Origin of the sequence: Asticcacaulis machinosus (assembly GCF_028550435.1) — a bacterium.
In the GTDB taxonomy this organism is placed as follows: domain Bacteria; phylum Pseudomonadota; class Alphaproteobacteria; order Caulobacterales; family Caulobacteraceae; genus Asticcacaulis; species Asticcacaulis machinosus.
Genome location: NZ_JAQQKV010000001.1, coordinates 469,516 through 492,942 on the forward strand (window position 1 = coordinate 469,516; position 23,427 = coordinate 492,942).

Here is a 23,427-nt window from a genome sequence, read left to right on the forward strand (position 1 = left end):
CCTTTTAAGAGCCTGTGAGCACCATTTGGCAAGGCTTTTATAAACATCAGCACGCTAATTATTTGACCCAAACGTCAACTTAGGCCAAAATCAACATATGAGCACCCCGCCTCCTCCATTTTCGGATATGTTCGCGGCCATCATAGACGGCACGCCCTATATGCAGGCTATTGGCGCCTATTATATAGGCAAATCTCAGGACGGTATCAGCATGGGTTTAGCTTACCGCGATGATCTTGTGGGCGATCCGCAATCCGGTGTTCTGGCTGGCGGTGTCCTGACGGCCATGCTTGATCATGGTTGCGGGCTGGCGGTCTGGGATCGCCTTGATGAATTCAAACCCATTGCCACACTTGATCTGCGTATAGACTATATGCGCGCAGCCAAACCGGGTGAGGATCTGATCATAACCGCCAAATGTTATAAACTAACCAGATCGATAGGTTTTGTACGCGCCTTTGCCTACGAAGACACCGCCACCGATCCGATAGCGGCCGCCCAGGCTGCCTTTATCATAACCTCCGCCCCCACCAAGGTGCCGCCGCTATGACACTGTCAGAGGCCTCCCGCCAAATATTGCAGTCCATACCCTTTGCGCGATTCCTGAACGTGAGCATGGAACTGGCCGGGAATGAGTTGACGCTCAAGCTGCCATTCAATGACAAACTTATCGGCAATCCGGTTTTACCCGCCCTGCACGGCGGTGTTATTGGCGCCTTCATGGAAATGGCTGCCATGACGCAATTATCGGTCAGTGAAAATTACAGTCATCTGCCCAAACCTATCAATGTCAGTGTTCAGTACCTGAGAAGCGGGAAGGCGTTAGACACCTTTGCCCGCGCGCATTTAAACCGCGTTGGGCGCTCGATTGCCAATGTCGAAGTCATTGCATGGCAGGATAATAAGACCCTGCCTATCGCCACCTTACAAAGCCATTTTCTTTTAAACTTATAGCCAAGATTGCATTTTTCTCAATTGCTCTTTTTACGATTATAATAAACCATAATCCCGCCAAAGTTGAATTTTGGTGATTCGTATTGAGCTTTTCGGTCCAACTTTCGGGCCCTTAAATTTTGAGGAGTTATGCATGTCCCGTGAACATAAAATCACTGTCGCTAAGGGCGTAACCAGCCAACTGCACATCACTGAGGAAGCCATAGACACCGCACTATCAGAAGCAGCACAACTTATTGAAAGTTATGTAACTTCCCGCCGCTCAATTCATATGTCAACCTTAATGGGAAATGATGTTCATGAACATACCCTCAAGGCTATGATCGCGCTTAACACAGCTCAAACTCACATGGGACAAGCCCATGAGGCACTCAAGGATATAAAAAATCATATCGGTCTGCGTACCGTCGCTGTCGGTCCAATTCTCGATAAGCCTGAAAAAGACACCACCGCCACGCAAGGCGGCCTTCAACCTTTAAGCGAACAAGCTTAGTCTAAGCCCTCCCCTGGTCAGGCGCACCCATAAATACATCTGCGGTCTGGATTTAATCCGAGAATCGCCGGGATATATGGTTGTGCCTATCAGGGGGATGCGGTGCTCCAGTTGTTCGATGCCCGTTTAGGAACCATTATTGTTATAGCTATATGTTGTCTGGCGTTAGGTTTAGGAACTTGGCGAGAACGAATTGCCGGCTTTATTTATGCCTCATCATATAGTTTTGCGATTGCCCTTCAGCCCAAGCTTTCAGAAGCCATACATTTTGCTTTCGTTATTCGGGATGTTGTATGCTTAACCACGTTTATAATGCTTTGCTGGAAATCAGTGAACGCATGGCCCGTATGGGCCTGTTTCTGCCAAGCCATCAGCGTGACCGTTCATATTGCATACAGCAGTCAACCCACACCGACCAATACAGCAACCAGTCAATGGGCGTATTACACCGTCATGGCCGTTTCGGGGTACGGTGTACTTTTGGCCTTATTAATAGGAACTTTGTCCGCCGTTCGCATAAAGCGCACAACAAAGAGACTAAATTCCTAAACTTAGGTTGACATTCCCAAACCCAAATCTACTATTACGAATAGATTGAGGTTACGATGGCACTGTCACACACAAACATCTGGGCCGCCATTGATGCCCTTGCGAACAAGATGGCGACAACGCCGTCTGGTCTTGCGCGCCTCGCCAGACTTGACCCAACCAGCTTCAACAAATCAAAACGTTTATCAGGTGACCAGCCGCCCCGACCGCGGTGGCCGTCAACCGAGAGCCTGTCTAAGCTTTTAGAGGCAACAGGCATTAAATTTTCTGATTTCGCACTGCTGGCCGAAGGACGCGATCAGGGACGCGGCATTCCGCTTATTGGCATGGCGCAGGCCGGCAGTGACGGCTTGTTCGATGATCTGGGCTACCCGTTAGGACAAGGATGGGATGAGATCAAATTACCCGAAGACCATGCGGGGCTCTATGCGCTGGAAATATCCGGCGATTCCATGATGCCGCTTTATCGTGACGGCGATCGTATCCTGGTTGATCCTCATGCGGGACCGAATTTACGGCGGGGTGACAGGGTTGTGGTTAAAACGACAGACGGAGAAGTCATGGCCAAGGAACTGGTTCGCGAAACGCATCTGTCAATAGAGTTGCGCTCACTCAATCCAAACTTTCCAAATCGGATGATTGAACGCACTCATATTATGTGGATTGCCCGTATTGTCTGGGCCAGCCAGTAGCCCACCTATTTCAGACCATATTCCCATTCATAGGGTACCCCCGTATCCCCCAGAATAAATCTGACCAGTTCCGGAAACATCGTCTCGCTGCGCACATCATTGGACAATATTACAACACAGCGCCTTGATGTTTCGACACAGACCCAGGTGTTAGCGGTGGTATCATTGTGACCGCCTTTGAAAAAGCCACGCCCCTGCGGCCCGCTGAATACCACTAACCCCAAACCGGCATATAAATCCGGCCGTTGCCTTTCGGCAGGTAGTTCCGGCTGAAGGGTTGGAAATTGCGACGCCGTCGTAATTTTAAGCTGAGGCTTGACGATTTCTGCCCGCGCTTCAGCACTCAGGCCATCCCCTCTTACGAAAGCCGCGGCAAATCTGGCAAAATCGGCAATAGTCGTATCCATAGACCCGGCCACCCGAACTTTTGATCGTTCGTCATGCGGTTCGGGCACACCCTTTATATCCCAGCCATCTGCCAGATTTTGGGCGAAATCCTCCCGCCAGATCAGGCTTGTGCTTGTCATTCCGTGTGTGCTGAAAATCCGGTCAGTCTCAGCGCCCAGACTCCCCCCTAAACCCGTTTCAATCGCGAACTGCAATGTCAGCAGCCCATCACCTGAATAGGCATAGCGCGCCCCAGGGTCGAAATGAAACCTCAGCTTTTCATCGGGTTCCAGAAAGCCGAAATTGGCAAAACCAGAACTATGAGCCAGTAAAATCCGCGGCGTCAGTTTTCGCCAGCGCTCATCAAGCGCCGACCAGTCCGTATATCGATTGACGATGTCTGGAGAATTATATGACGGCAACGGTGCAGCCAGATATTCTTCAATTGAAGTATCCAGATCGATCCGCTCCTGATCAACCAATTGCATGACTGTATAGGCAAACACCGTCTTGGTCAGTGATGCACCATACATGACCGTATCTTCGGTGAGAGGATCCCCCTTGGCATTACGCACACCATAGGCGTTAACATAAATGACCTGGCCTTGATCAATAACGGCAATCGCTATCCCCTTCGCACCGGTTTCCGTCATAACCCGCGCGACCTCAGCATTTATGGCTGATGGCTGAGGTATATCGCGCCCTGTCGCCATAGACGGTAGTAAAGCCAGTACGCCAAGGATAAACCCACGCATAAAAATCCCCCGGAAAACCAACCGGGGGATAATCTTAATCTAATACCGCTTTAAGTCTAGGCCCCGGCCAACTCGCCACTGATGCCCTGATCCAGTAGAGCGATAGTGCGTTCCAGCCCAAAAATCGCGACGAATGACCCAAAGCGCGGCCCTTGGGATTGCCCCAGTAAGACTTCATACAGTGCCTGAAACCACGCCCGTAACGGCTCAAATTCGTGTACTTTTCCGACCTCAAAGACGAGATTTTGAATGATCTCCGCGTCGCGGGTCTCAGGGTCAAGGGCCGCAAACCTAGCCCGTAAATCCTTCAAGGCCGCCAGTTCTTTTTCATCCGGTAACCGGAAAGTTTTGGCCGGCTTTACGAAGTCTTCGAAATAGTTGAGCGCATAGCCCGCCAGACGATCCAGCAACGGCTCGGACTCCGGCGTAGCGCCGGGGATATAGGCGCGCAGGAAGCCCCACAGCGTCTCTTTGTCCGACGCATTGGCTGCCGACACCAGATTAAGCATCAAGCCAAAGGTCACCGGCATGGCCTTTGGCGGCACATCACGGCGATGAACGTACCAGACCGGATTTTCGATCTGCTTTTCAGCTTCCTGCCTTGGGTAGGCTTCCAACTGCTGCAAATACTCATCCGTGGCCCGCGGGATCACGTCGAAATAAAGCTTTTTCGCTGATTTGGGCGACTGGAACATGTAATAGGCCAAAGATTCCGGCGCGCCATAACGCAACCAATCCTCCATTGTCAGGCCATTGCCCTTTGACTTGGAGATCTTTTGACCGGCCTCGTCCAGAAACAACTCGTAATTGAACCCTTCGGGTGGAACACCATCCAGAACCTTGCATATCTGGGAGGATACCTTAACCGAGTCGATCAGGTCCTTGCCGGCCATTTCGTAGTCAACCCCAAGGGCTGCCCAGCGCATCGCCCAGTCAGGCTTCCACTGCATTTTGACATGGCCGCCGGTGACCGGAATTTCAAAGCGTTCGCCCTCTTCCTCAAACACAATCGTGCCCTTGGACACATTGCGCTCCAGCGTCGGCACCTGCAGCACATTGCCGGTCTTAGGCGATACCGGCAGGAAACAACTATAGGTCGCCCGACGATCAGGCCCCAGCGTCGGCAGCATGACCGCCTGAATCCGGTCAAACCGCTCCAGCGCCAGCAAAAGCTTTTCGTCGAACATGCCACCTTTGTAGCAGTCGGTTGAGGACATGAATTCATACTCAAAACCAAAGCCGTCAAGGAAAGCCCGCAAACGGGCATTATTATGCGCCCCGAAGCTTTCATGCGTCCCGAACGGATCGCGTACCACGGTCAGGGGCTTATTGAGGTCTTCGCGCAAAACCTCAGAATTCGGGATACCGTCCGGCACCTTGCGCAGGCCGTCCATATCATCCGAAAACGCAATCAACCGTGTGCGCCATGCACCGTCCGTCAGGGCTTCAAAAGCCTGACGCACCATAGTGGTGCGCGCCACTTCGCCAAAGGTACCGATATGCGGCAGCCCCGACGGGCCATAGCCGGTTTCAAATATGATCGCACGCCCCAAGCCCTCAAAGGTTTTGAGCGCTTCGTCGGTTTTACCCGCCTGAATAAGTTCCAGCGCCCGTTTCTGATCCCCGGCATCCTTCAGACGCATTTTAAGCACACGCGCCAAAGTGGCTCTGGCCTGCTCAAAAGGCCATGCGCGGCCCACGTGTGCGAGCGTTGAAAGCTGTTGGGACATGAACTAACCCTTAGTGAAACTCTTAATGCCACATGCCTTGGCGGAACACCCCACAGGTGTCAAGCCATACGAACAGCCCGCAATTGACGAACCCATATTTTTTCAACCTATGGCATTGCAAATATGTCATATCCCGGGTTTATGCTTTCCGTAATTATTTGCTTATGGGGGGGCATTCTATGAAATCTTTAAATCCTTCATCCGCGATCCGTCACAAGCGGCGGTTAGCGATCTGGCTAATTATGCCTGCAATCATCAGCCTTCATGCCTGTGGCGGCGGAGGCGGCGGATCATCGGGCGGAGGATCAGGGAGCGGAGGATCCTCCTCGTCATCGTCTTCGTCAGTTGCGGCCACAGCCTATGTTGGCGGCAACGAATTTTTAGTAAATACAGGTGTTGAGCTCGACCAGACCGCCCCACGGGCGACAACCCTTAATAATGGCAATGTCGTTATCAACTGGGTTACCAGCCTTGGCACTGTAGGCAGCATCCCACTTTCAGAGATCAGGGCACAGATTGTAACCGCAGATGGTATTAAATCCGGTGCCGAGATTATTGCCTCGTCAGGAACAGCTTTCAGCAATAATTCCCATCGTCACATACAGCCAAGTATCTCCCGTTTGCAAAGCGGAGGCTTTGGCATAGTTTATATTTCCAACGGACACATCACCACCACACCGGCAAATGCAGCTACCGATGGCCCTATTTTTGCCCGTGAGTTTTCGGCGACAGGCACCGCCCTCACCGATGCGAGCGTGCCTCCCCTTACATATAACTATAATGGCCAACTTATAGGTGCTGCCGGACGCCAGCGTCAGCCGCAGTTCACCACGTTGAGCGACGGTCGCTTACTGCTTAGCTGGACTGAACATAATCTTCAGGCTATGTTGGGCGGTGATGGAGATTCCTTGTCCGTAAAGGCTCAACTTTTTACAGCAGATGCTGATGAATTATCACCCGCGTTTATTGTAAATACATCGACGACCGGCCAACAAAGTACACCACGTGTCGCCGCGCTTACTAATGGCGGTTTTGTCATTGTATGGCAGGATTATAACGGCTCAGTCAGTGGCAATTTAATCATCAAGTTAAGGGCTCAAATATATAACAGCACCGGCGCAAAAGTCGGCAGCGAATTCCTAATCAAGGACTCGCCGGGCTTACTTCAATCGACACCAAGTATAGCTGCCCTTCCGAACGGTCAGTTCGTCATATCCTGGTCCGAGGCCACAGCCACCACAAGCACTGAAGATGAAGCCTATGCGCAGATTTTTGACGCGACTGGTGCGCGCATAGGCACGATCATTACACTGGCGACCAATACGGCTGGTCGCCAGGTTGCACCTGAGATTACAGGATTGCCTAATGGACATTTTGTGGCGATCTGGGGCGACACTAGCGGTGTTTTAGGAGATACCGATGGCTTCGGTCTGAAAGGACAGGTATTCACATCCGCAGGAACGCGCTTCGGCAGCGAATTTCTGGTAAATACCTACACCTCAGGCAATCAAACCTTCCCCGCAGTCACGCCGCTGAACACAAACGGATTTTTAGTGACCTGGGTAGACCTTAGCGGGACATTGGGAGATTCAAGCGGTACAAGCATAAAAGCCCGCATATTTAAATTAAATTAATCCTTGAGTTTCTAATTATGTTTAGCGCCGGTTGTTTCAACCGGCGCTTTTCGTTTTTATATGGCTTGTATAAGGCATGACTTGACGCGGCTTAACATTAGAGGTAAGTTTACGTTAACGTCAATGTAAACAAAAGACCGATGGAAACGCCGCATACCCTCGATACCGGTGAAAAACCCCGCACCTATTCCATTCGCCAGTTATCGAAGGAATTCGATGTCACCGCGCGCGCCCTTAGATTTTATGAGGATAAGGGCCTGATATCGCCTGAGCGCAAAGGACAGACCCGCATCTATTCCGCGCGTGATCGGGCCCGTCTTCAGCTCATCCTGCGTGGCAAGAGACTGGGCTTTTCCCTTGTTGAAATTCATGAAATTCTCGATCTATACACGCCCAAGGACCGCGGCGCTCAACAAATTCGGGCGACCTTGGCCAAATACCGCGTCCAGATCGAAAACCTCAAGCGCCAGCGCGAAGATCTGGAAGGCGCCATTCACGATATGCAAAATGGCTGCGCGTGGATGGAAGATGAGTTGAAAAAACTCGAAAATAAATAACTCCGCGGTCGACATAAGGACCGCGCTACTACAGGCAGGCAATCATGGCTTACACAGCTCCCGTACGCGACTATCAGTTTCTGTTTGACAAGGTTTTCAAAATCGAGGGCCTTACTAATCTGGCGGGGTTTGGTGACGCCAGCCTTGATACGGTCATGCAAATCCTCGATGAGGCGGCCAAGTTCGCGCAGGATGTGATTGCCCCGCTCAATGGCCCCGGCGATAAGCAGGGCTGCGTCCTCAATGCTGACCATAGTGTAACGGCTCCCGATGGCTATAAAGAGGCCTATCAGGCCCTAATCGAAGCGGGCTGGACGTCATTAAGCGGATCACCCGACTATGGCGGTCAAGGCTTGCCACATTTCGTCAACATGGCCTTTTCGGAGTTTTTGACGGGCGCCAGTTCAGCCTTTGCCATGTATCCCGGCCTGACCGAAGGCGCGATCGCCGCCCTAACCGCCGGCGGCACGGATGCGCAAAAAGCCCTTTACCTGCCCAAGCTGATTTCCGGCGAATGGTCAGGCACCATGAACCTGACCGAGCCCCATTGCGGTACGGATCTGGGCCTTCTGCGCACTAAGGCCAAGGACAAGGGCGATGGCACCTACGCCATCACCGGCCAGAAAATCTGGATCAGTGCCGGTGAACATGACTTTACCGGCAACATCTGCCATCTGGTGCTGGCCCGCGCCGAAGGTGCGCCCGAAGGCGTCAAGGGCATTTCCCTGTTCCTGGTGCCCAAGTTCATCCCCGATGCCGACGGAAACCCCGGTGAGCGCAACAGCCTGCACTGCGCCGGGCTGGAACATAAGATGGGTATTCACGGCAATTCGACCTGCGTGATGGTCTATGAAGAGGCAACCGGCTGGCTGCTCGGCAACCTGCATGAAGGCTTGAAAATCATGTTCTACATGATGAATAACGCCCGTCTTGGCGTGGGTCTGCAAGGGCTGGCGATCGGGCACGCCGCCTATGTTGCTGCCGCCGAATTCGCTAAGGATCGCCTGCAAGGCCGCGCTCTGACCGGGCCCAAATCTCCGGACAAACCGGCTGACAGCATATTAGTGCACCCAGATGTGCGCCGGATGCTGCTGGAGAGCCGCAGCATTCTTGAAGCTGGTCGCGCCTTCATCGCCTGGGTGGCGTTGCAAGCCGATCTCGCTCACGCCTCCGAGGATGAAAAAACCCGTGAAAAAGCCAGCGACTATATGGCGTTGCTCACACCGGTGGTTAAGGGCTATCTGACCGAAAAAGGCCTTAAGGTCACGCAAGATTCCATGCAGGTGCACGGCGGGTCCGGCTTTACGGAGCACTTCCCGGCCTCGCAATATATGCGCGATGTCCGCATCACGCTTATCTACGAAGGCACCAACGGCATTCAGGCGCTGGATCTGGTGGGCCGCAAACTGCCGTCCAAAGGCGGCCGCTCTATCATGAGCTTCTTTGCCGAAATCGACGCCTATGTTTCCGAACATGAAACAGGCAAAGCGCCCGAATTTGTCGCTGCCCTGAAAATCACCAAGGCCAAGCTTCAGGACGCCACCATGTGGCTGATGCAAAACGGCATGACCAATCCGGACAATGCCGCGGCGGCATCGATGGATTACCTGTGCCTGTTCGGCCTGACCAGCCTCAACTACATGTGGGCCATGATGGCTGAGGCCGCACAAGCAGAGGTCGATGCGGGCTCTGATGATCCCTATTATGACACCAAGCTCAAGGTCGGTCGCGTCTTCCTTGAGCGCGTCTTGCCCGAAGCCGATTCGCATCTGTTGAAGCTAAAGAGCGGTTCAGAGGCCCTAATGGCTCTGACCGACGATCAGTTTTAGCCAATTTAGGGACATTTACGCATCACAAACCCGTAAACCGGGTATCGCTCACTGAAAAAAGGGTTAACAAACCCGAACACCCTGCGTTAACTATTGCAACGCACGAAATAGTCCCGCCTTAAGCGGCTATAGGGTGTTTTTCAGGAGGGCAATATGAAGTTACCGGTAATAACCGGCATGGGTGTATGTGTGGCCTTATGTCTTGGGGCATCAACGCACGCGCTGGCTCAGACCGCGGCTGATGCCCGTCAATTTCTGGCATCGCCTGAATACCGGTTGCACAACAATCCTTCGATCACCTACGACGATGTCCTGGTCAAAAAAGCGCGCACCTTGATCGGTCAGCGTCAGTATAAGGCTGCACTGAAGGTGCTTGATGAACTTGATACTTTTGATGGCTTCGATACGGCCCGCATCAACTATGTGCCTGATATAGCCATCCTGGCCTTAGCGTCTGATAACATTGATCAGTATAATTTTTTCCGCATTCTGGCATTGGATGCAGCTCGTGTTTCCAGTACTAAAACGGTGTGTAAGCAGAACCCGTATTACCACCTGCAATCGGAAACCGACGTCGCGTTTGAACGTCCTGACGACATTACGACCCGCATCTGCTCCAGCAGCCTGACCGTCAATAAACAGGTCGCCCTGAACTCAGATTTTGAAGCTAAACTGGCCTTTCTGAGCGGAACGCCTATAGGCCCCCGGCCTTATATAGCAGAGGCCCCTGCCGCGCCCACAACCACAGAACCCCCGATCATGGTCATGTCGGTACGGCTTGATCCGGCATCGTCGTCAGGATCTGCTGATCAAGCGGCAGTCGAACCTGCCAGCCCGCAAGCGGTTGTTGCGCTGCCTTCGGCCCCCTTGCCCTACACAATACTCTATGCGCCCGCGAGCGAAGACACAGCAACGACCGCAATCCCAACGCCTAAGCGCAAAACAGAATGGGTCATTCCCGCCAAGGACGGCGAGACCGAAAAACCCTATCGGCCCCACCGTAAAAAGTAACAACAGCTAATCAGATATTTTCCAGCACGTAATCGGCCGCAGACACCTTAAACTCACCGGGCGCTTCGACGAATAGTTTCTCAACCACGCCGTCACGGGCGATGAGCGCATAACGCTGAGACCGCAGCCCCATGCCGAACTGGCTGCCGTCCATAGTAAGCCCTACAGCCTTGGCGAAATCACCATTGCCGTCACCCAGCATGACGATTTCATCGCCAATGTTCTGATCCTTGGCCCAAGCTTTCATCACGAAGGCATCATTGACGCTGGTGCAGACGATGGCGTCGACACCCTTGGCTTTCAGGGCTGATGCCTGATCTTTGTACCCGGGTAAATGCCGCGCCGAGCAAGTTGGCGTAAAGGCACCAGGCACCGCAAACAGCACTACGGTTTTACCGGCAAACACATCCTGGCTGCTGATGGGCTTAGGGCCGTCTTCGGTCGGCGTTGAAAAGGTCACATCCGGTAAGCTGTCGCCGGTGTTAATAGTCATGATGAAGTCCTTATTGTCATCTTATGGGAGAACAGGCCATATAGGCTGTGTGCTACCGTGCGCCAAGTCAACATAGTGTGTATTATCATTTTAAAGGTTTCGGCTTGAAACCGACACGCAAATCCCCATCATAAATAGCATGAGCAACCCCATTACACCTCCGGCACCTCTCGATCCTAACTCATTGCAGGGCCAACTCCTGATTGCCATGCCGAGTCTGGATGATCCGAATTTCGACCATAGCGTCATCTATGTGTGCCAGCACGACGAAGACTCGGCGATGGGCCTTGTCCTCAATCATCCGATCAGGGGCCTTGATTTCGGCCGGATGCTTGATGAACTCGGAATTGAAATGACGGATGGTGAACGGGCTACTCAAAAAATTTTCAATGGTGGGCCGGTACAAAATGACCGTGGTTTTGTGCTGCACAGCCTTGACTACTGCCTGAAAGACATAACTCTGCGCCTCACGCGCGACGGTGAGCCGGCCCCCGTCTCCGGCCTTGGACTTACCGCTACCCGCGATATTCTGGTTGACCTTTCAAAAGGCGAAGGGCCGCAAGACGCGGTCATTGCTCTGGGTTATGCTGGATGGACCGCAGGTCAGTTAGAGGAAGAAATTCGCCAGAATGTCTGGCTGATCGCGCCGGCGGACAAAGCTATTATCTTCACCAATACGCCGGAACGTATGTGGGAAAAGGCATTGTCCTCTCTTGGTATTTCGCAAGAGCATCTAAGCACGCAATCAGGCACAGCATGATCCGTAGTCAGGTCGAAAAAATCTGATTGAGGGCCAATTCTGGTTCAATCTTTAGGCGCGGGCCCAGTATAGCCGATGCGCAACCACCCTGCGTCAGAACTAACTGGCCCACCCGGCTGAGGTCATCGCGCGTGACGGCATCCAGATCACGGGCCTGCTCATCGATGCCAAACAGCCGTCCATAAGTCAGCAGTTGTGCCGCGTAGGCCCCGGCCCGCATAGCCGGGCTTTCTTCATTCAGATACAGAGATGTCTTAAACTGTGCCCGCGCCCTCTCAAGTTCGCGCTCCAAAGGATCGTGGGTCAAATCGCGCAGGTTCTGGGCGATCAATTCACATAGAGGCTCGACATCCGCTGCCAGACATCCCGCATAGACACCGATCACACCGGTGTCGCGATACTGGGTTGACCAGGCATCAATAGTATAGGCCAGCCCCCGATCCTCACGCGCAGACTGAAACAGACGTGATGCCATGCCACCGCCCAAGATTTCGCAAAAAAGACGGGTCGCAAACAGGTCATCATCAAAACGGTCAACACCCTCAAAAGCCAAGGCCAGATTCACCTGCTCAATCCGGCGCGTAAGATGTTTATGTTCACGACTAAACTGGCCCGGCAATGGCTCAGGCAGGGCTGCAACAGGCTCTATGCCCTCAAGCATTGCCGACAGTGCGTGATAGGTGCTATCCGGCTCGATACCACCTGAGACACACATCGTCATATTTTGCGGCGCATATAGCCTATGGGCAAACTGACGTAAGGTCGGCGCATCAACCGGTTTCAGACTTTTTACCGTCCCCAGAATTGGCCGCCCCAGACTTTGCCCGGCAAAGCACGCCGATTGAAGCAGATCAAAAACATGATCATCAGGAGTGTCAAAGGCTTCGGATATCTCTTGGCCCACGACCAGTTTTTCGCGTTTAAGCTCATCCGGTGACATGGTGGGCCGGAACATAAGGTCGGTGACCACCTCAAGCGCCAAGGGCAACAGGTGGCTCATGCCCCTCACTTCAAAACGCGTATGCTCATAGCTGGTCGAGGCATTGATCGTACCGCCCTGATGCTCAATGACCTCGGCCAGTTCGCGCGCGCTGCGCCCGCCAGCACCTTTGAAGACCATGTGTTCCAGTAAGTGTGCCCACCCGGATTGGGTTTCTGTTTCAAAGCGCGTGCCGCCATGCACAATCGCGGTCAGGGCAAATGTCTTAAGACCCGGCATGGGGTCAACCAAAAGCCTCAGGCCATTTTCGAAGCGGTAAAGACGGATATCACTTCCGGCAAGTGCGGTCTCACTCATAGGGACTAAGCGTTCACTTTCTTATATTTTTGGAATACGACCGCCGCAAAGACCGCCAATAAGGTCCAGGCCAGCCCAAACCAGGTCAGAGCATATTCTAGATGACGATTGGTCAAGGGCGCTGTCATCGGGCTTTGGACCATGCCCGGAATATCGAGGCCTGACTTTTCCAGATCCATGATGACGAAATAGTCTTCGCGCAAAGGCATATCTAAGGCTTTTGACAACTCACGCGACGAGCGCCAGTACCATTCGTTGTCGGATGGGACATTGGGCGGGGTCATACCGGCCGGGATCGAATCAAGCTTACGCAGGCGACCAATCACAGACGTTATTATTGGCGCATTCTGAGGTAAGGGCACCTCGACAAAACCAAGTTCGGTTATGATTTTATGATTTGCGTCAAACGGACAAGACCCCAGAACATGATAGCCCTGAACGCCATTCAGCAGGCCGTGCATGTAGATCAATTTATCTGGTTGGATAAAGCAGTTGCCCATGCTGACTTGGCGCCATGCCACATCTTTGCCTGAGCCGATCACTTCACGAACAGGCTGCGCGCCTATTGACTGAGTGCGCGTCATCTCAGCCGTCATGTCCTGCTTCCACTTCAGGCGCTGCAACTGCCAAACCCCAAGCGCATTAAGGCAGATGAACAACATGATGACACATACGGTCATGATCGGTGGCGCGGACTTCAAAGCGGACTTGATGGTCATGAGTGCTATTTACGGGATCCTGTAAGCCAAGCCAAAACAATGAAGACGACGAGCCGTCACCGGTTCGCCGCCTTCAGTTTGATAACACGCAGTTTGAAGTATTATCCGATTAATGGGCAACCCCAAAAACCACATAGATAAAGGCGAACAGGAACAGCCACACCACGTCAACGAAGTGCCAGTACCAGGCTGCGGCCTCAAAGCCGAAGTGCTTCTTGGGCGAGAAATCACCGCCCATGAGGCGCAGCAGACAGACCGCCAGAAAGATAGTGCCGATCAGAACGTGGAAACCGTGGAAACCGGTCGCCATAAAGAAGGACGAACCATAGAGACCGGAATTGGCAGCTTCTTCGTTAAAGAACAGGTGATGCTCAATAATGTGATGGTATTCATAAGCCTGAACGCCGGTGAAAATCGCGCCCAGAATAACCGTCAGCAACAGACCCAGCTTGGCGTCCTTACGGTTGCCCACCTGAAGCGCATGGTGCGCCCAGGTAACCGTCGTACCCGACAGCAACAGGATAAGCGTGTTCAGCAGCGGCAAGTGCCAGGCGCTGACCAGTTCAACACCTTGCGGCGGCCAGTTCGACCAGGCTGTGCGGACTTCTTCGATCGCCGAAGCCTCGGACGCGCGGTGGCTGCCAAACAGGGCCATTTCAAAGAAGATCCAGAACCACGCCACGAAGAACATCACTTCGGAAGCGATAAACATGATCATGCCGTAACGAAGGCCAAGTTGCACAACCGGCGTATGGTCGCCGCCCTTGGATTCCTTAATGACGTCCTTCCACCAGCCGAACATTGAGTAAAGGATACCGACAAAGCCGATGGCAAAAACATACCACGTGCCTTTTTCAAGACCAAACAGGCCCTTGAGCCAGATGACCAGGCCCACAAACATGACCGTGACAAACGCCGAGGACACAAGCGGCCACGGACTGGGGTTGATAATGTGATAGTCGTGCTTAGCGCCGTGAGCCATGTCTGTTCAACTCTTCGTTTGCACCTGCCCCTTAAAAGCGGGCGCGGCTATGGGTCGTAGAATCTGTGGCCACATCTAAAGACGCAGCCTATTTAAGTCCGTTTATGCCAAATCGTTTGTAAACACAATGCAAAGACCCGGCGGAAAGCGTGGTTTTTGCGTTACTTTTGGCCCTCTTTCACCGGAAAAAACGTATAGGACAAGGTGACATCAGCCGTACCCTTGGCGTCAATGTCATTTACCATCTCCGGGTCGAGGTAATAGACCATAGGAAACTCTTTTTCCTCACCGGCCTGAAAGGTTTGCTCAGTGAAGCAAAAACATTCCAGCTTCATAAAATATCCGCCCATGGCTTCGGGCAATACATTGTAACTGGCCTGCGCGCGGATGGGATGATCGGACAGATTCTTGACCTTGAAATAGGCCATAGCGGTCTTACCGACCTGAACATCCTGATAGGCCAGTTCTGGCTTAAACTGGAAGTCAACATTATTGACATTGGTATCGAAGCGAACGCGGATAACCTTGTCCAGCACGACATTCGAGGCCTTGGCGGCTTTTTGTGTTGTGCCGTTAAAACCGGTGACCTGACAGAACAGACGGTACAGCGGTACTGATGCGTAAGCCAGGCCGACCATAAACACAAATATGCCCGCACAGATCAGGCCCATCTTCTGATTTTTTGTCAGTTTGGAACCGGCCATAATCAGTGACCTGCCGCCACGCCTTCGGCCATGCGCACGACAGAGACAATGAACACCAAAAGCACAAAAGCCCCCAGTGACAGGCCAATCGCCAGATTGCGGCGCTTTTGCGCCGCAAGGTAGGCCTTCTTGTTTTCGGCAAGCGTATTTTTATCGGGTTCAGCCATAACTAAAATCCTGTGAAAATATGCTCACCTAAGAGCGTAGCAAAGAGCGCTGTCAGATATAGTATTGAAAACGCAAACAAATCACGGGCCGGTTTGGCTTCCCGCTTAACATCATAAAGCGAAGCCTCTCCGCCTTCGGGGTGATCGCCGGCACGGGACAAAAAGACTTTTACCGCCAGAAAGATAAAGAACGCGCCGCCCAGTACCGACACCGCCATATAGGTTGCCCCCCCCATATGAAACGCGATCGGCAGACACGCGACCGGCGCCATGATCAAGCTATAGAGCAGAATTTGCAGACGGGTCGATTTAGCCCCTTTTGCCACCGGCATCATCGGAATACCGGCATTTTTATAGTCTTCGGTCGTGTAAAGCGCCAGAGCCCAGCTATGGGGCGGCGTCCACAGAAAGATGATCGCAAACAGAATCCAAGCCTCTACCGGCGCGGTTCCAGTCGCTGCGGCCCAACCAATTACCGGCGGGAATGCACCCGCAGCACCGCCAATCACGATATTCTGCGGCGTGCGGCGCTTCAAGATCATGGTGTACAAAACCACATAATAGACAATGGTGAGCGCCAGCAGCCCTGCGGCCATGAAATTGATGCTAACCGCCATCATAAATACCGACAAGACGGACAGTACACCGGCGAAAGCCATAGCATCCGGCCTTGAGACCCGTCCAGCCGCCACAGGTCGTCCACGGGTGCGACGCATCAGCGCATCTGTTTCATGCTCCAGCGCCATATTGAAGGCCCCGGCAGCACCCGCCCCTAATGCAATACATAACACCGCCACAAAGGCGATCAGGGGATTGACGCTGTCCGGGGCAACAATAAGTCCCGTAAACCCCGTGAATACCACCAATGACATGACCCGTGGCTTCAGGAGCTGGAAATAATCGTTCGGAGACCCATGCAAAGCTTTCGAGCCATAGATCTTGTCCAGGGCCTCTTTATCCGATGATTTAAGCTCAGGTTCAGGCAGGGTCATGTTCGCAGTTTCAACCGACACAGGGCTTCCAATAGACTTGAATGAAGTTAGGGGGCGAAGACCATCGGCCCTCACCCCCTTTGTTAGTCACAAGGCTAAAAGCCCTGAATTAGTGGTGCCAGAGTTAGTGGTGATCGTCTTCCTTGATCACCGGCAGCTCTTCAAACTGGTGGTAAGGCGGCGGCGAGGACAGTGTCCACTCCAGCGTAGTCGCACCCTCACCCCAGGGATTTGCATCGGCCTTACGGCGACGGATAACCGCTTCGACCAGCATGATCAGGAAGATCAGGACGCCGATAACCGTGATGGCATAACCCCAGGACGAGATTTTGTTCCAGAATTCATACGCCACAGGATAGTCGACGTAACGACGTGGCATACCCTGAAGACCCAGGAAGTGCTGCGGGAAGAAAATGATGTTCACACCAATGAACATGACCCAGAAGTGCAGACCACCCAGAAAGCCGTTGTACTTAATGCCGAACATCTTCTCGAACCAGTAATAGAACCCGGCGAAGATCGCAAACACGGCCCCCAGCGACAGAACATAGTGGAAGTGTGCAACAACGTAGTAGGTGTCATGCAGGCTGTAATCGATACCGGCATTCGACAGCACCACACCGGTCACACCGCCAAGGGTGAACAGGAAGATAAAGCCGATCGCCCACAGCATAGGCACCTTAAAGTCGATGGAGCCGCCCCACATCGTGGCAATCCACGAGAAGATTTTCACCCCCGTCGGGACAGCGATGACCATAGTGGCCATAACGAAGTACGAACGAAGCTGGATGCCCATGCCGACTGTGTACATGTGGTGCGCCCACACGATGAAGCCGACGAAACCGATGGCGACCATAGCATAGGCCATCGCCAGATAACCGAACACCGGCTTACGCGAGAAGGTCGAGACGATGTGCGAGATGATCCCAAAGCCCGGCAGGATGAGGATGTACACTTCCGGGTGACCGAAGAACCAGAACAGATGCTGGTACATGACCGGATCACCGCCGCCCGCCGGATCAAAGAATGACGTGCCGAAGTTACGGTCGGTCAGCAGCATGGTGATGGCGCCCGCCAGAACTGGCAGAGACAGCAGAAGCAGGAACGCCGTAACCAAAATCGACCAGGCAAACAGTGGCATACGATGCAGGGTCATACCCGGCGCGCGCATGTTGAAAATGGTGGTGATGAAGTTGATCGCGCCAAGGATAGACGAGGCACCCGCAACGTGCAGCGCAAAGATCGCCAGATCCATCGCCTGACCTGGAGAGCCCGTCTTACCCGATAATGGCGGATACATGGTCCAGCCGCCGCCGAAGCCATTCTGACCAGCCCCAGGGCCGCCCGGAACGAACATCGACATACACAGCAGAACCCAAGCTGAAACCAGCAGCCAGAACGAAATATTATTCAGACGAGGAAAGGCCATGTCCGGCGCACCGATCATGATCGGTACAAACCAGTTACCGAAACCACCAACCATCGCGGGCATAACCATGAAGAAGATCATGATAATGGCGTGAGCAGTCACAACCGCATTATAACCGTGCTTGCCTTCAAAAATGCCCAGCTTATCCAGCATCGAGCCTTCGACAAAAACCTGAAGACCCGGTTGCGCCAACTCCCAGCGAATCAAGCCTGACAGAGCACCGCCAACAATGCCTGCCATAATAGCGAACAGCAGGTAAAGTGTGCCGATGTCTTTGTGGTTGGTCGACAGGAACCAGCGGGCAAAAAAGCCCGGTTTGTGATCGTGATCACCGTGATGATCATGAGCGACAGCGTCATGAGAAGCCATGGTCGTTCGTCTCTCTTCTCTAAATACTATTGAGCCGGCGCGGCCGCCGGGGTGGCGGCAGGCGCAGCAGCAGCGGAAGTTGCAGTAGCGGCAGCATCAGTGGGGGCCGGGGTTACAGCCGCGGACGCCGCTGCGGCTTCGGCATCAGCCGCAGCTTTAGCCGCATCGGCCGCCGCCTGAGCTTCGGCAGCACGTGCTTCAGCCGCCAGCATCACCTTGGTCTTGCCGCCCGCCTTGATGATGTAGTCATCAAATTCAGCGTCGGTAACAACCTTGATTTCGATAGGCATATAGGCGTGATCAACACCACAAAGTTCCGAACACTGACCGTAATAGGTGCCCACTTTCTCAGCCTTGAACCAGGTGTCATTCAGACGCCCCGGAATGGCATCGGTCTTGAGACCAAAAGCCGGCAGAGCAAAAGCGTGGATAACGTCAAAGGCTGTGACCTTGACATGGACGACCTTACCGACCGGCACTACCAGCGCATTATCGGCACCCAACAGATAGGGCTTCCCAGCCTTCTTGGCGTCTTCTTCGGTCAGCACGCGCGACTCAACGCCTTCGACACCCAGCTCAGGATAGTCGTAAGCCCAGTACCACTGAAAGCCGGTCGCCTTAACCACAACGTCAGGCTTAGGCATGTCATGATATTTGCGCAAAAGTGAGAACGAGAAGAAGGCAATGAACACAAGGATCAGAACCGGCACGACCGTCCAGATAATTTCAATCGCGGTGTTGTGCGAAAACTTGGCCGGAACCGGATTGGCTTTACGATTGTAGCGAACCGCAATCCAGACCAAAAGCGCCAAAACCAGCAGCGTGATCGCTGTGATAATCGGCATCAGAATGATGTCATGGAAGAAAATAGCGTCATGCTTCAGCGGCGCGGCCGCTGGCTGCAAATCAATTGCGCCGTCAGTCGGCTGCCCCAGCGTATCGGCCGCAAAGGCCGTAGCCGCCAGCAAGCCGGACAGAATGGCCGTACCTGCCATGATGGACGAAGTCTTGATCAGCCTTCGGATGCCCATTCGCTAAATCCTCATCAATTGTGACCGCGATAAACCGCTTAAGGTTTTTCGCCGCCGAATCTTAATAAATCCTCTTAAGGCCATTATGAGCGGCGCCCGACCCAGCGAATCCGGCGCACCCACAGCCCCCGGCGCAGACATATACGTCCATTCGGACAAATTGTCCCACCATCAGTTAGGGTTCCCATAATGAATTATATGAAAGTTGCAAAGGCCAAAAAAACTTATTCCCTATATTGACTAAGGACATTTTGAAAAAAACGGGTCTTTGGTCGATTAAAGCCCCTCTGGAACGGTTATGGATGCGCGCATTTGTCACAGGCAAACCCAAAACACCTTACCAAGCCTGTTATAAAAGTATCATCCCCCCTCGCCTTCACCACCAATCGTGCTTAAGTTGGGCGGTAGCCAATACTCAGTCTTCAGGAATATCCCGTGATCGCACCTCTATCTCCCAATTCCGTTTCATCCGATTCTCTGGTGAGTGCCGGTCTGGGTGAGATTGATCTCAATGCGGCCCGGATAATTCTCGATAAAGCCCTGACGGGGGCCGACGACGGGGAAATCTTCTTTGAAACCCGTGAAAGCGAATCTCTGGTTTTTGATGACGGACGCCTCAAAGCCTCTGCATACAATGCGGATCAGGGCTTTGGTTTTCGCGTCGTCGCAGGCCAAACCATAGGTTTTGCCAACAGTGCCGAGCTATCCTTAAGTGCTCTCGAACGCGCCTCCGAAGCGGCTGTACTAGCCAAAACAGGCATATCGGTTGATACGGCCATAGTTGCCGCCAATCCACGCCGCTCAAACCAGTCACGCTACAAGGCGGTCGATCCATTATCGGAAATGGCCTTTGCTGAGAAGATCGCTTTACTGCAAGCCATCGATGCCTATGCCCGCGACAAAAATCCGAATGTCGTCCAGGTATCCGCAAGCCTTGCTGCCGAAAAACGCGCCATCACTATTTTGCGTGGCCAGGGTGAAGTTTATCATGATTATCGTCCACTCATACGCATCAGCATCAGCGTATCGGTCGAAGCCGGCGGAAAGCGTGAAAGCGCATCCTCCGGCGGCGGTGGCCGCTATAGCCTGTTTGAGATTACCTCGCCCGAACACTGGCAGGCGCAGGTCGATGAGGCTTTGCGTCAGGCTCTTGTCAATCTTGATGCCACACCAGCCCCCACCGGCGAAATGGATGTCGTGCTGGGCAATGGCTGGCCCGGTGTTCTGCTGCATGAAGCGGTTGGTCACGGCCTTGAGGGTGATTTCAACCGTAAAGGCACCTCCGCCTTTTCCGGTAAGATGGGGCAGCAGGTCGCGGCCAAAGGTGTCACAGTCGTCGATGACGGCACCATCACCGACGCGCGTGGCTCACTCAATATTGACGACGAAGGCACGCCAACCTCATGCACTACCTTAATTGAAGACGGGATTTTGGTTGGCTACATGCACGACCGCTTATCGGCCCGACAGATGGGTGTTGAGGCAACCGGCAATGGGCGGCGTCAATCCTATGCGCACCAACCCTTACCGCGCATGACCAATACCTTCATGCGCGCCGGTAATGACACTCGCGCCGATATGATTGCTTCCACCAAACGCGGGATTTATGCGGCTAATTTCAGCGGCGGGCAGGTCGATATCACCAACGGTAAATTCGTATTCCAATGCACCGAAGCCTACCTTATCGAAGACGGCAAGGTCACCCGGCCGGTCAAGGGTGCCAGCCTTATCGGTGATGGCCCCGCTGCCATGCGCCAGATTGAGATGATAGGCAATGACTTTGCCTTTGATCCGGGAGTCGGTACCTGCGGTAAGGCTGGTCAAAGCGTACCCGTCGGCATTGGCCAGCCCTCGCTCAAGATCAAAGGCCTTACGGTTGGCGGCACGGGATGATTTGCACCGAATCGGCTATAACCGTGTCCATGCCTGATTTAAGCTTTGAATCTCAATTGACCGGTTATGTCTGCGGCGTCGATGAAGCTGGCCGCGGCCCGTGCGCGGGCCCACTGTGCGTGGCGGCTGTAATACTGGATCAGGATAATATCCCTGAAATGATCCGCGATTCCAAGAAACTTACCGAAAAACAACGTTTCAACATCGAACCTTTGATAAAGCAAAGCGCTTTAGCCTGGAGCGTTGTCGAAGTTTCCTGCGAGCTGATCGATTGCCTGAACATCCTTCAGGCGACTCTATGGGGCATGGCTGAAGCCGTCGCCCGCCTGCCGCTTAAAGCCGATCACGCCCTTATCGATGGCAATCGCGCCCCTATCCTCGGCATCCCAGCCCAGACAATCATTAAGGGCGATGATAGGTCGCTATCAATTGCCGCCGCCTCAATACTCGCCAAAACGGCCCGCGACCGCATAATGATTGAGATGGATTCCATCTATCCGGCCTATGGTTTCAAAAAGCATAAGGGTTATCAGGCCAAAGCCCATTTAGAGGCGATCAGCTTACACGGCCCCTCGCCCATCCATCGCCGGTCATGGGCCACCGTGCGAAATCTGGCGACCACAGCCCAATAAAAGAACAAAACGAATCCAAAAGTGAGTCTTTCAGGACTCACTCACATAAAAATGATTCGCCTGATTCTCAACGAGTCAAGTTTTCACCTTTTGTTAACCACAAGAGATTCTATTCCTTTGGATTCAGAGCATTACATTCGTGCTCTCATTTGACCCATAAGGATTTCTGATGTCCCGGCTTATTTCGCAAAAAGCACTGACCGCCAAGACAAACATCGCCCTGGAACTGGACACGGTTCATGTCGGTGAGTGTGTGGACATTCTGAAATCCCTGCCCGACAAATCCGTGGATCTGGTCTTTGCTGATCCTCCCTATAATCTGCAATTGGGCGGAGACTTGCTGCGCCCCGATAATTCCAAGGTCGACGCGGTCGATGATGAGTGGGATCAGTTCGCCTCCTTCGAAGCCTACGACAAGTTTACCCGTGAGTGGATGCGCGAATGCCAGCGCGTCCTGAAAGACGATGGCGCCATCTGGGTTATCGGCTCGTACCACAATGTCTTTCGCTTAGGCGTTGCCCTGCAGGACTTGGGGTTCTGGGTCATGAATGATGTCATCTGGCGCAAATCCAACCCGATGCCAAATTTCAAAGGCACACGCTTTACCAATGCCCATGAAACCCTGATCTGGGCGACAAAATCCAAAGGCCAGAAACGCTACACTTTTAATTACGATGCCCTTAAAGCCTTCAACGAAGACACCCAGATGCGTTCGGACTGGACGATCCCGCTGTGCACGGGGGATGAGCGCCTGAAAGATGAAAATGGCAATAAGGCCCACCCAACCCAAAAGCCGGAATCCCTGCTCTACCGCGTCCTTCTATCGTGCTCGAAACCCGGCCATGTTGTGCTTGACCCGTTCTTTGGCACGGGCACGACGGGTGCGGCCGCCAAGCGTCTGGGGCGCCATTTTATCGGCATTGAGCGCGATCAGACCTACGCCAAACATGCCCTCAACCGCATTGCCAAGGTTGCCCGCGCCAGTGAAACTGATCTGGCAGTCATGGGCTCCAAAAAAGCTGAACCGCGTGTTCCGTTTGGCGCATTGGTTGAGGCAGGTCTGCTCAATGCCGGCGATACGCTTTATTGCCCGAAGGGTCAAAAGACCGCCCGCGTCCGCGCCGATGGGTCGTTGGTACACGGCGACCTGTCAGGGTCGATCCATAAACTCGGCGCAATGCTGGAACAATCTCCGGCCTGTAATGGCTGGACATATTGGCGCTTCAAATCTGATGCCGGGTTAAAACCGATCGATGATCTGCGCTCTCGTATCCGCGCGGATATGAACTAAGGTTAAAAAGGCTCTGAAATTAAGATTTCAGAGCCTTTTTAACAACAGTTAGTAGTCATTATCGCCCCGTAAAAATC

At 53.3% G+C, this 23,427-nt stretch carries 23 protein-coding genes; 12 read left to right on the forward strand and 11 right to left on the reverse strand.

The genetic code is table 11. The annotated features are described in order from the left end of the window. Nucleotides 1–97: 97 nt before the first annotated feature. The 4 genes from PQU98_RS02285 (at nt 98) to PQU98_RS02300 (ending at nt 2,688) form a co-directional block, all read left to right on the forward strand. Nucleotides 98–550 carry a PaaI family thioesterase gene (locus PQU98_RS02285; protein WP_272743251.1) on the forward strand — a complete coding sequence of 151 codons (453 nt, stop codon included), beginning with the start codon at nt 98–100 and terminating at the stop codon, nt 548–550. Beyond that, a complete protein-coding gene (locus PQU98_RS02290) occupies nt 547–954 on the forward strand; it encodes a PaaI family thioesterase (protein ID WP_272743252.1) in 408 nt (135 codons plus the stop codon). Before PQU98_RS02285 ends, PQU98_RS02290 begins: the two co-directional genes overlap by 4 nt. A gap of 133 nt (nt 955–1,087) precedes the next feature. After that, nucleotides 1,088–1,447 (forward strand): hypothetical protein, encoded by a 360-nt coding sequence (locus PQU98_RS02295; RefSeq protein ID WP_272743253.1) that lies wholly within the window; start codon nt 1,088–1,090, stop codon nt 1,445–1,447. Nucleotides 1,448–2,052: 605 nt separating this feature from the next. Further along, nucleotides 2,053–2,688 carry a S24 family peptidase gene (locus tag PQU98_RS02300; RefSeq protein WP_272743254.1) on the forward strand — a complete coding sequence of 212 codons (636 nt, stop codon included), beginning with the start codon at nt 2,053–2,055 and terminating at the stop codon, nt 2,686–2,688. A gap of 5 nt (nt 2,689–2,693) precedes the next feature. Here PQU98_RS02300 and PQU98_RS02305 read toward each other — a convergent pair whose 3' ends face one another. Beyond that, nucleotides 2,694–3,830 (reverse strand): serine hydrolase domain-containing protein, encoded by a 1,137-nt coding sequence (locus PQU98_RS02305; RefSeq protein WP_272743255.1) that lies wholly within the window; start codon nt 3,828–3,830, stop codon nt 2,694–2,696. Between the two features lie 56 nt (nt 3,831–3,886). Continuing rightward, entirely contained in the window at nt 3,887–5,560 is a 1,674-nt protein-coding gene (locus PQU98_RS02310) for a lysine--tRNA ligase (protein WP_272743256.1), read from the reverse strand. Between the two features lie 179 nt (nt 5,561–5,739). On the opposite strand from PQU98_RS02310, the gene PQU98_RS02315 reads away from it, so the two are divergent. The 4 genes from PQU98_RS02315 (at nt 5,740) to PQU98_RS02330 (ending at nt 10,591) form a co-directional block, all read left to right on the forward strand. Continuing rightward, nucleotides 5,740–7,194: a hypothetical protein gene (locus PQU98_RS02315; protein ID WP_272743257.1), complete on the forward strand. Its 1,455-nt coding sequence runs from the start codon at nt 5,740–5,742 to the stop codon at nt 7,192–7,194. A gap of 140 nt (nt 7,195–7,334) precedes the next feature. Beyond that, entirely contained in the window at nt 7,335–7,751 is a 417-nt protein-coding gene (locus PQU98_RS02320; protein WP_272743258.1) for a MerR family transcriptional regulator, read from the forward strand. Between the two features lie 44 nt (nt 7,752–7,795). After that, entirely contained in the window at nt 7,796–9,580 is a 1,785-nt protein-coding gene (locus PQU98_RS02325) for an acyl-CoA dehydrogenase C-terminal domain-containing protein (protein WP_272743259.1), read from the forward strand. A 153-nt stretch (nt 9,581–9,733) separates the two neighbouring features. Beyond that, nucleotides 9,734–10,591, forward strand: a complete 858-nt coding sequence (locus PQU98_RS02330; protein ID WP_272743260.1) for a hypothetical protein — start codon at nt 9,734–9,736, stop codon at nt 10,589–10,591. A gap of 10 nt (nt 10,592–10,601) precedes the next feature. Here the strand turns inward: PQU98_RS02330 and PQU98_RS02335 are convergent, their stop codons facing one another. After that, nucleotides 10,602–11,084 (reverse strand): peroxiredoxin, encoded by a 483-nt coding sequence (locus PQU98_RS02335; protein ID WP_272743261.1) that lies wholly within the window; start codon nt 11,082–11,084, stop codon nt 10,602–10,604. Nucleotides 11,085–11,223: 139 nt separating this feature from the next. Here PQU98_RS02335 and PQU98_RS02340 point away from each other — a divergent pair, with 139 nt between their 5' ends. Beyond that, a complete protein-coding gene (locus tag PQU98_RS02340) occupies nt 11,224–11,844 on the forward strand; it encodes a YqgE/AlgH family protein (protein WP_272743262.1) in 621 nt (206 codons plus the stop codon). Between the two features lie 7 nt (nt 11,845–11,851). Here PQU98_RS02340 and PQU98_RS02345 read toward each other — a convergent pair whose 3' ends face one another. The 8 genes from PQU98_RS02345 to coxB form a co-directional block, all read right to left on the reverse strand. Next, nucleotides 11,852–13,141 carry a M16 family metallopeptidase gene (locus PQU98_RS02345; RefSeq protein WP_272743263.1) on the reverse strand — a complete coding sequence of 430 codons (1,290 nt, stop codon included), beginning with the start codon at nt 13,139–13,141 and terminating at the stop codon, nt 11,852–11,854. 5 nt (nt 13,142–13,146) lie between these two features. Next, nucleotides 13,147–13,860, reverse strand: a complete 714-nt coding sequence (locus PQU98_RS02350) for an SURF1 family protein (protein ID WP_272743264.1) — start codon at nt 13,858–13,860, stop codon at nt 13,147–13,149. A 109-nt stretch (nt 13,861–13,969) separates the two neighbouring features. Next, complete coding sequence (locus PQU98_RS02355; RefSeq protein WP_272743265.1) at nt 13,970–14,842, reverse strand: cytochrome c oxidase subunit 3; 873 nt, start codon at nt 14,840–14,842, stop codon at nt 13,970–13,972. A gap of 161 nt (nt 14,843–15,003) precedes the next feature. Beyond that, on the reverse strand, nt 15,004–15,546 hold the full coding sequence (locus PQU98_RS02360; RefSeq protein ID WP_272743266.1) for a cytochrome c oxidase assembly protein: 543 nt from the start codon (nt 15,544–15,546) through the stop codon (nt 15,004–15,006). Nucleotides 15,547–15,548: 2 nt separating this feature from the next. Next, nucleotides 15,549–15,713, reverse strand: a complete 165-nt coding sequence (locus tag PQU98_RS02365; protein WP_272743267.1) for a cytochrome c oxidase system small membrane protein — start codon at nt 15,711–15,713, stop codon at nt 15,549–15,551. A 2-nt stretch (nt 15,714–15,715) separates the two neighbouring features. Further along, nucleotides 15,716–16,705 (reverse strand): heme o synthase, encoded by a 990-nt coding sequence (gene cyoE, locus PQU98_RS02370; RefSeq protein ID WP_272744473.1) that lies wholly within the window; start codon nt 16,703–16,705, stop codon nt 15,716–15,718. Nucleotides 16,706–16,829: 124 nt separating this feature from the next. Continuing rightward, nucleotides 16,830–18,503 (reverse strand): cytochrome c oxidase subunit I, encoded by a 1,674-nt coding sequence (gene ctaD, locus PQU98_RS02375; protein WP_272743268.1) that lies wholly within the window; start codon nt 18,501–18,503, stop codon nt 16,830–16,832. Nucleotides 18,504–18,529: 26 nt separating this feature from the next. After that, on the reverse strand, nt 18,530–19,534 hold the full coding sequence (coxB, locus tag PQU98_RS02380; RefSeq protein WP_438263853.1) for a cytochrome c oxidase subunit II: 1,005 nt from the start codon (nt 19,532–19,534) through the stop codon (nt 18,530–18,532). A gap of 435 nt (nt 19,535–19,969) precedes the next feature. On the opposite strand from coxB, the gene tldD reads away from it, so the two are divergent. From tldD to PQU98_RS02395, 3 genes are all read left to right on the forward strand, one after another. Beyond that, nucleotides 19,970–21,427 (forward strand): metalloprotease TldD, encoded by a 1,458-nt coding sequence (tldD, locus tag PQU98_RS02385; protein ID WP_272743269.1) that lies wholly within the window; start codon nt 19,970–19,972, stop codon nt 21,425–21,427. Further along, nucleotides 21,424–22,059 carry a ribonuclease HII gene (gene rnhB / locus PQU98_RS02390; protein WP_368408128.1) on the forward strand — a complete coding sequence of 212 codons (636 nt, stop codon included), beginning with the start codon at nt 21,424–21,426 and terminating at the stop codon, nt 22,057–22,059. Before tldD ends, rnhB begins: the two co-directional genes overlap by 4 nt. A gap of 169 nt (nt 22,060–22,228) precedes the next feature. Continuing rightward, the gene (locus PQU98_RS02395) at nt 22,229–23,350 is read left to right on the forward strand and encodes a site-specific DNA-methyltransferase (protein WP_272743270.1); all 1,122 of its coding nucleotides are present in this window, start codon (nt 22,229–22,231) and stop codon (nt 23,348–23,350) included. Nucleotides 23,351–23,427 lie beyond the last annotated feature (77 nt).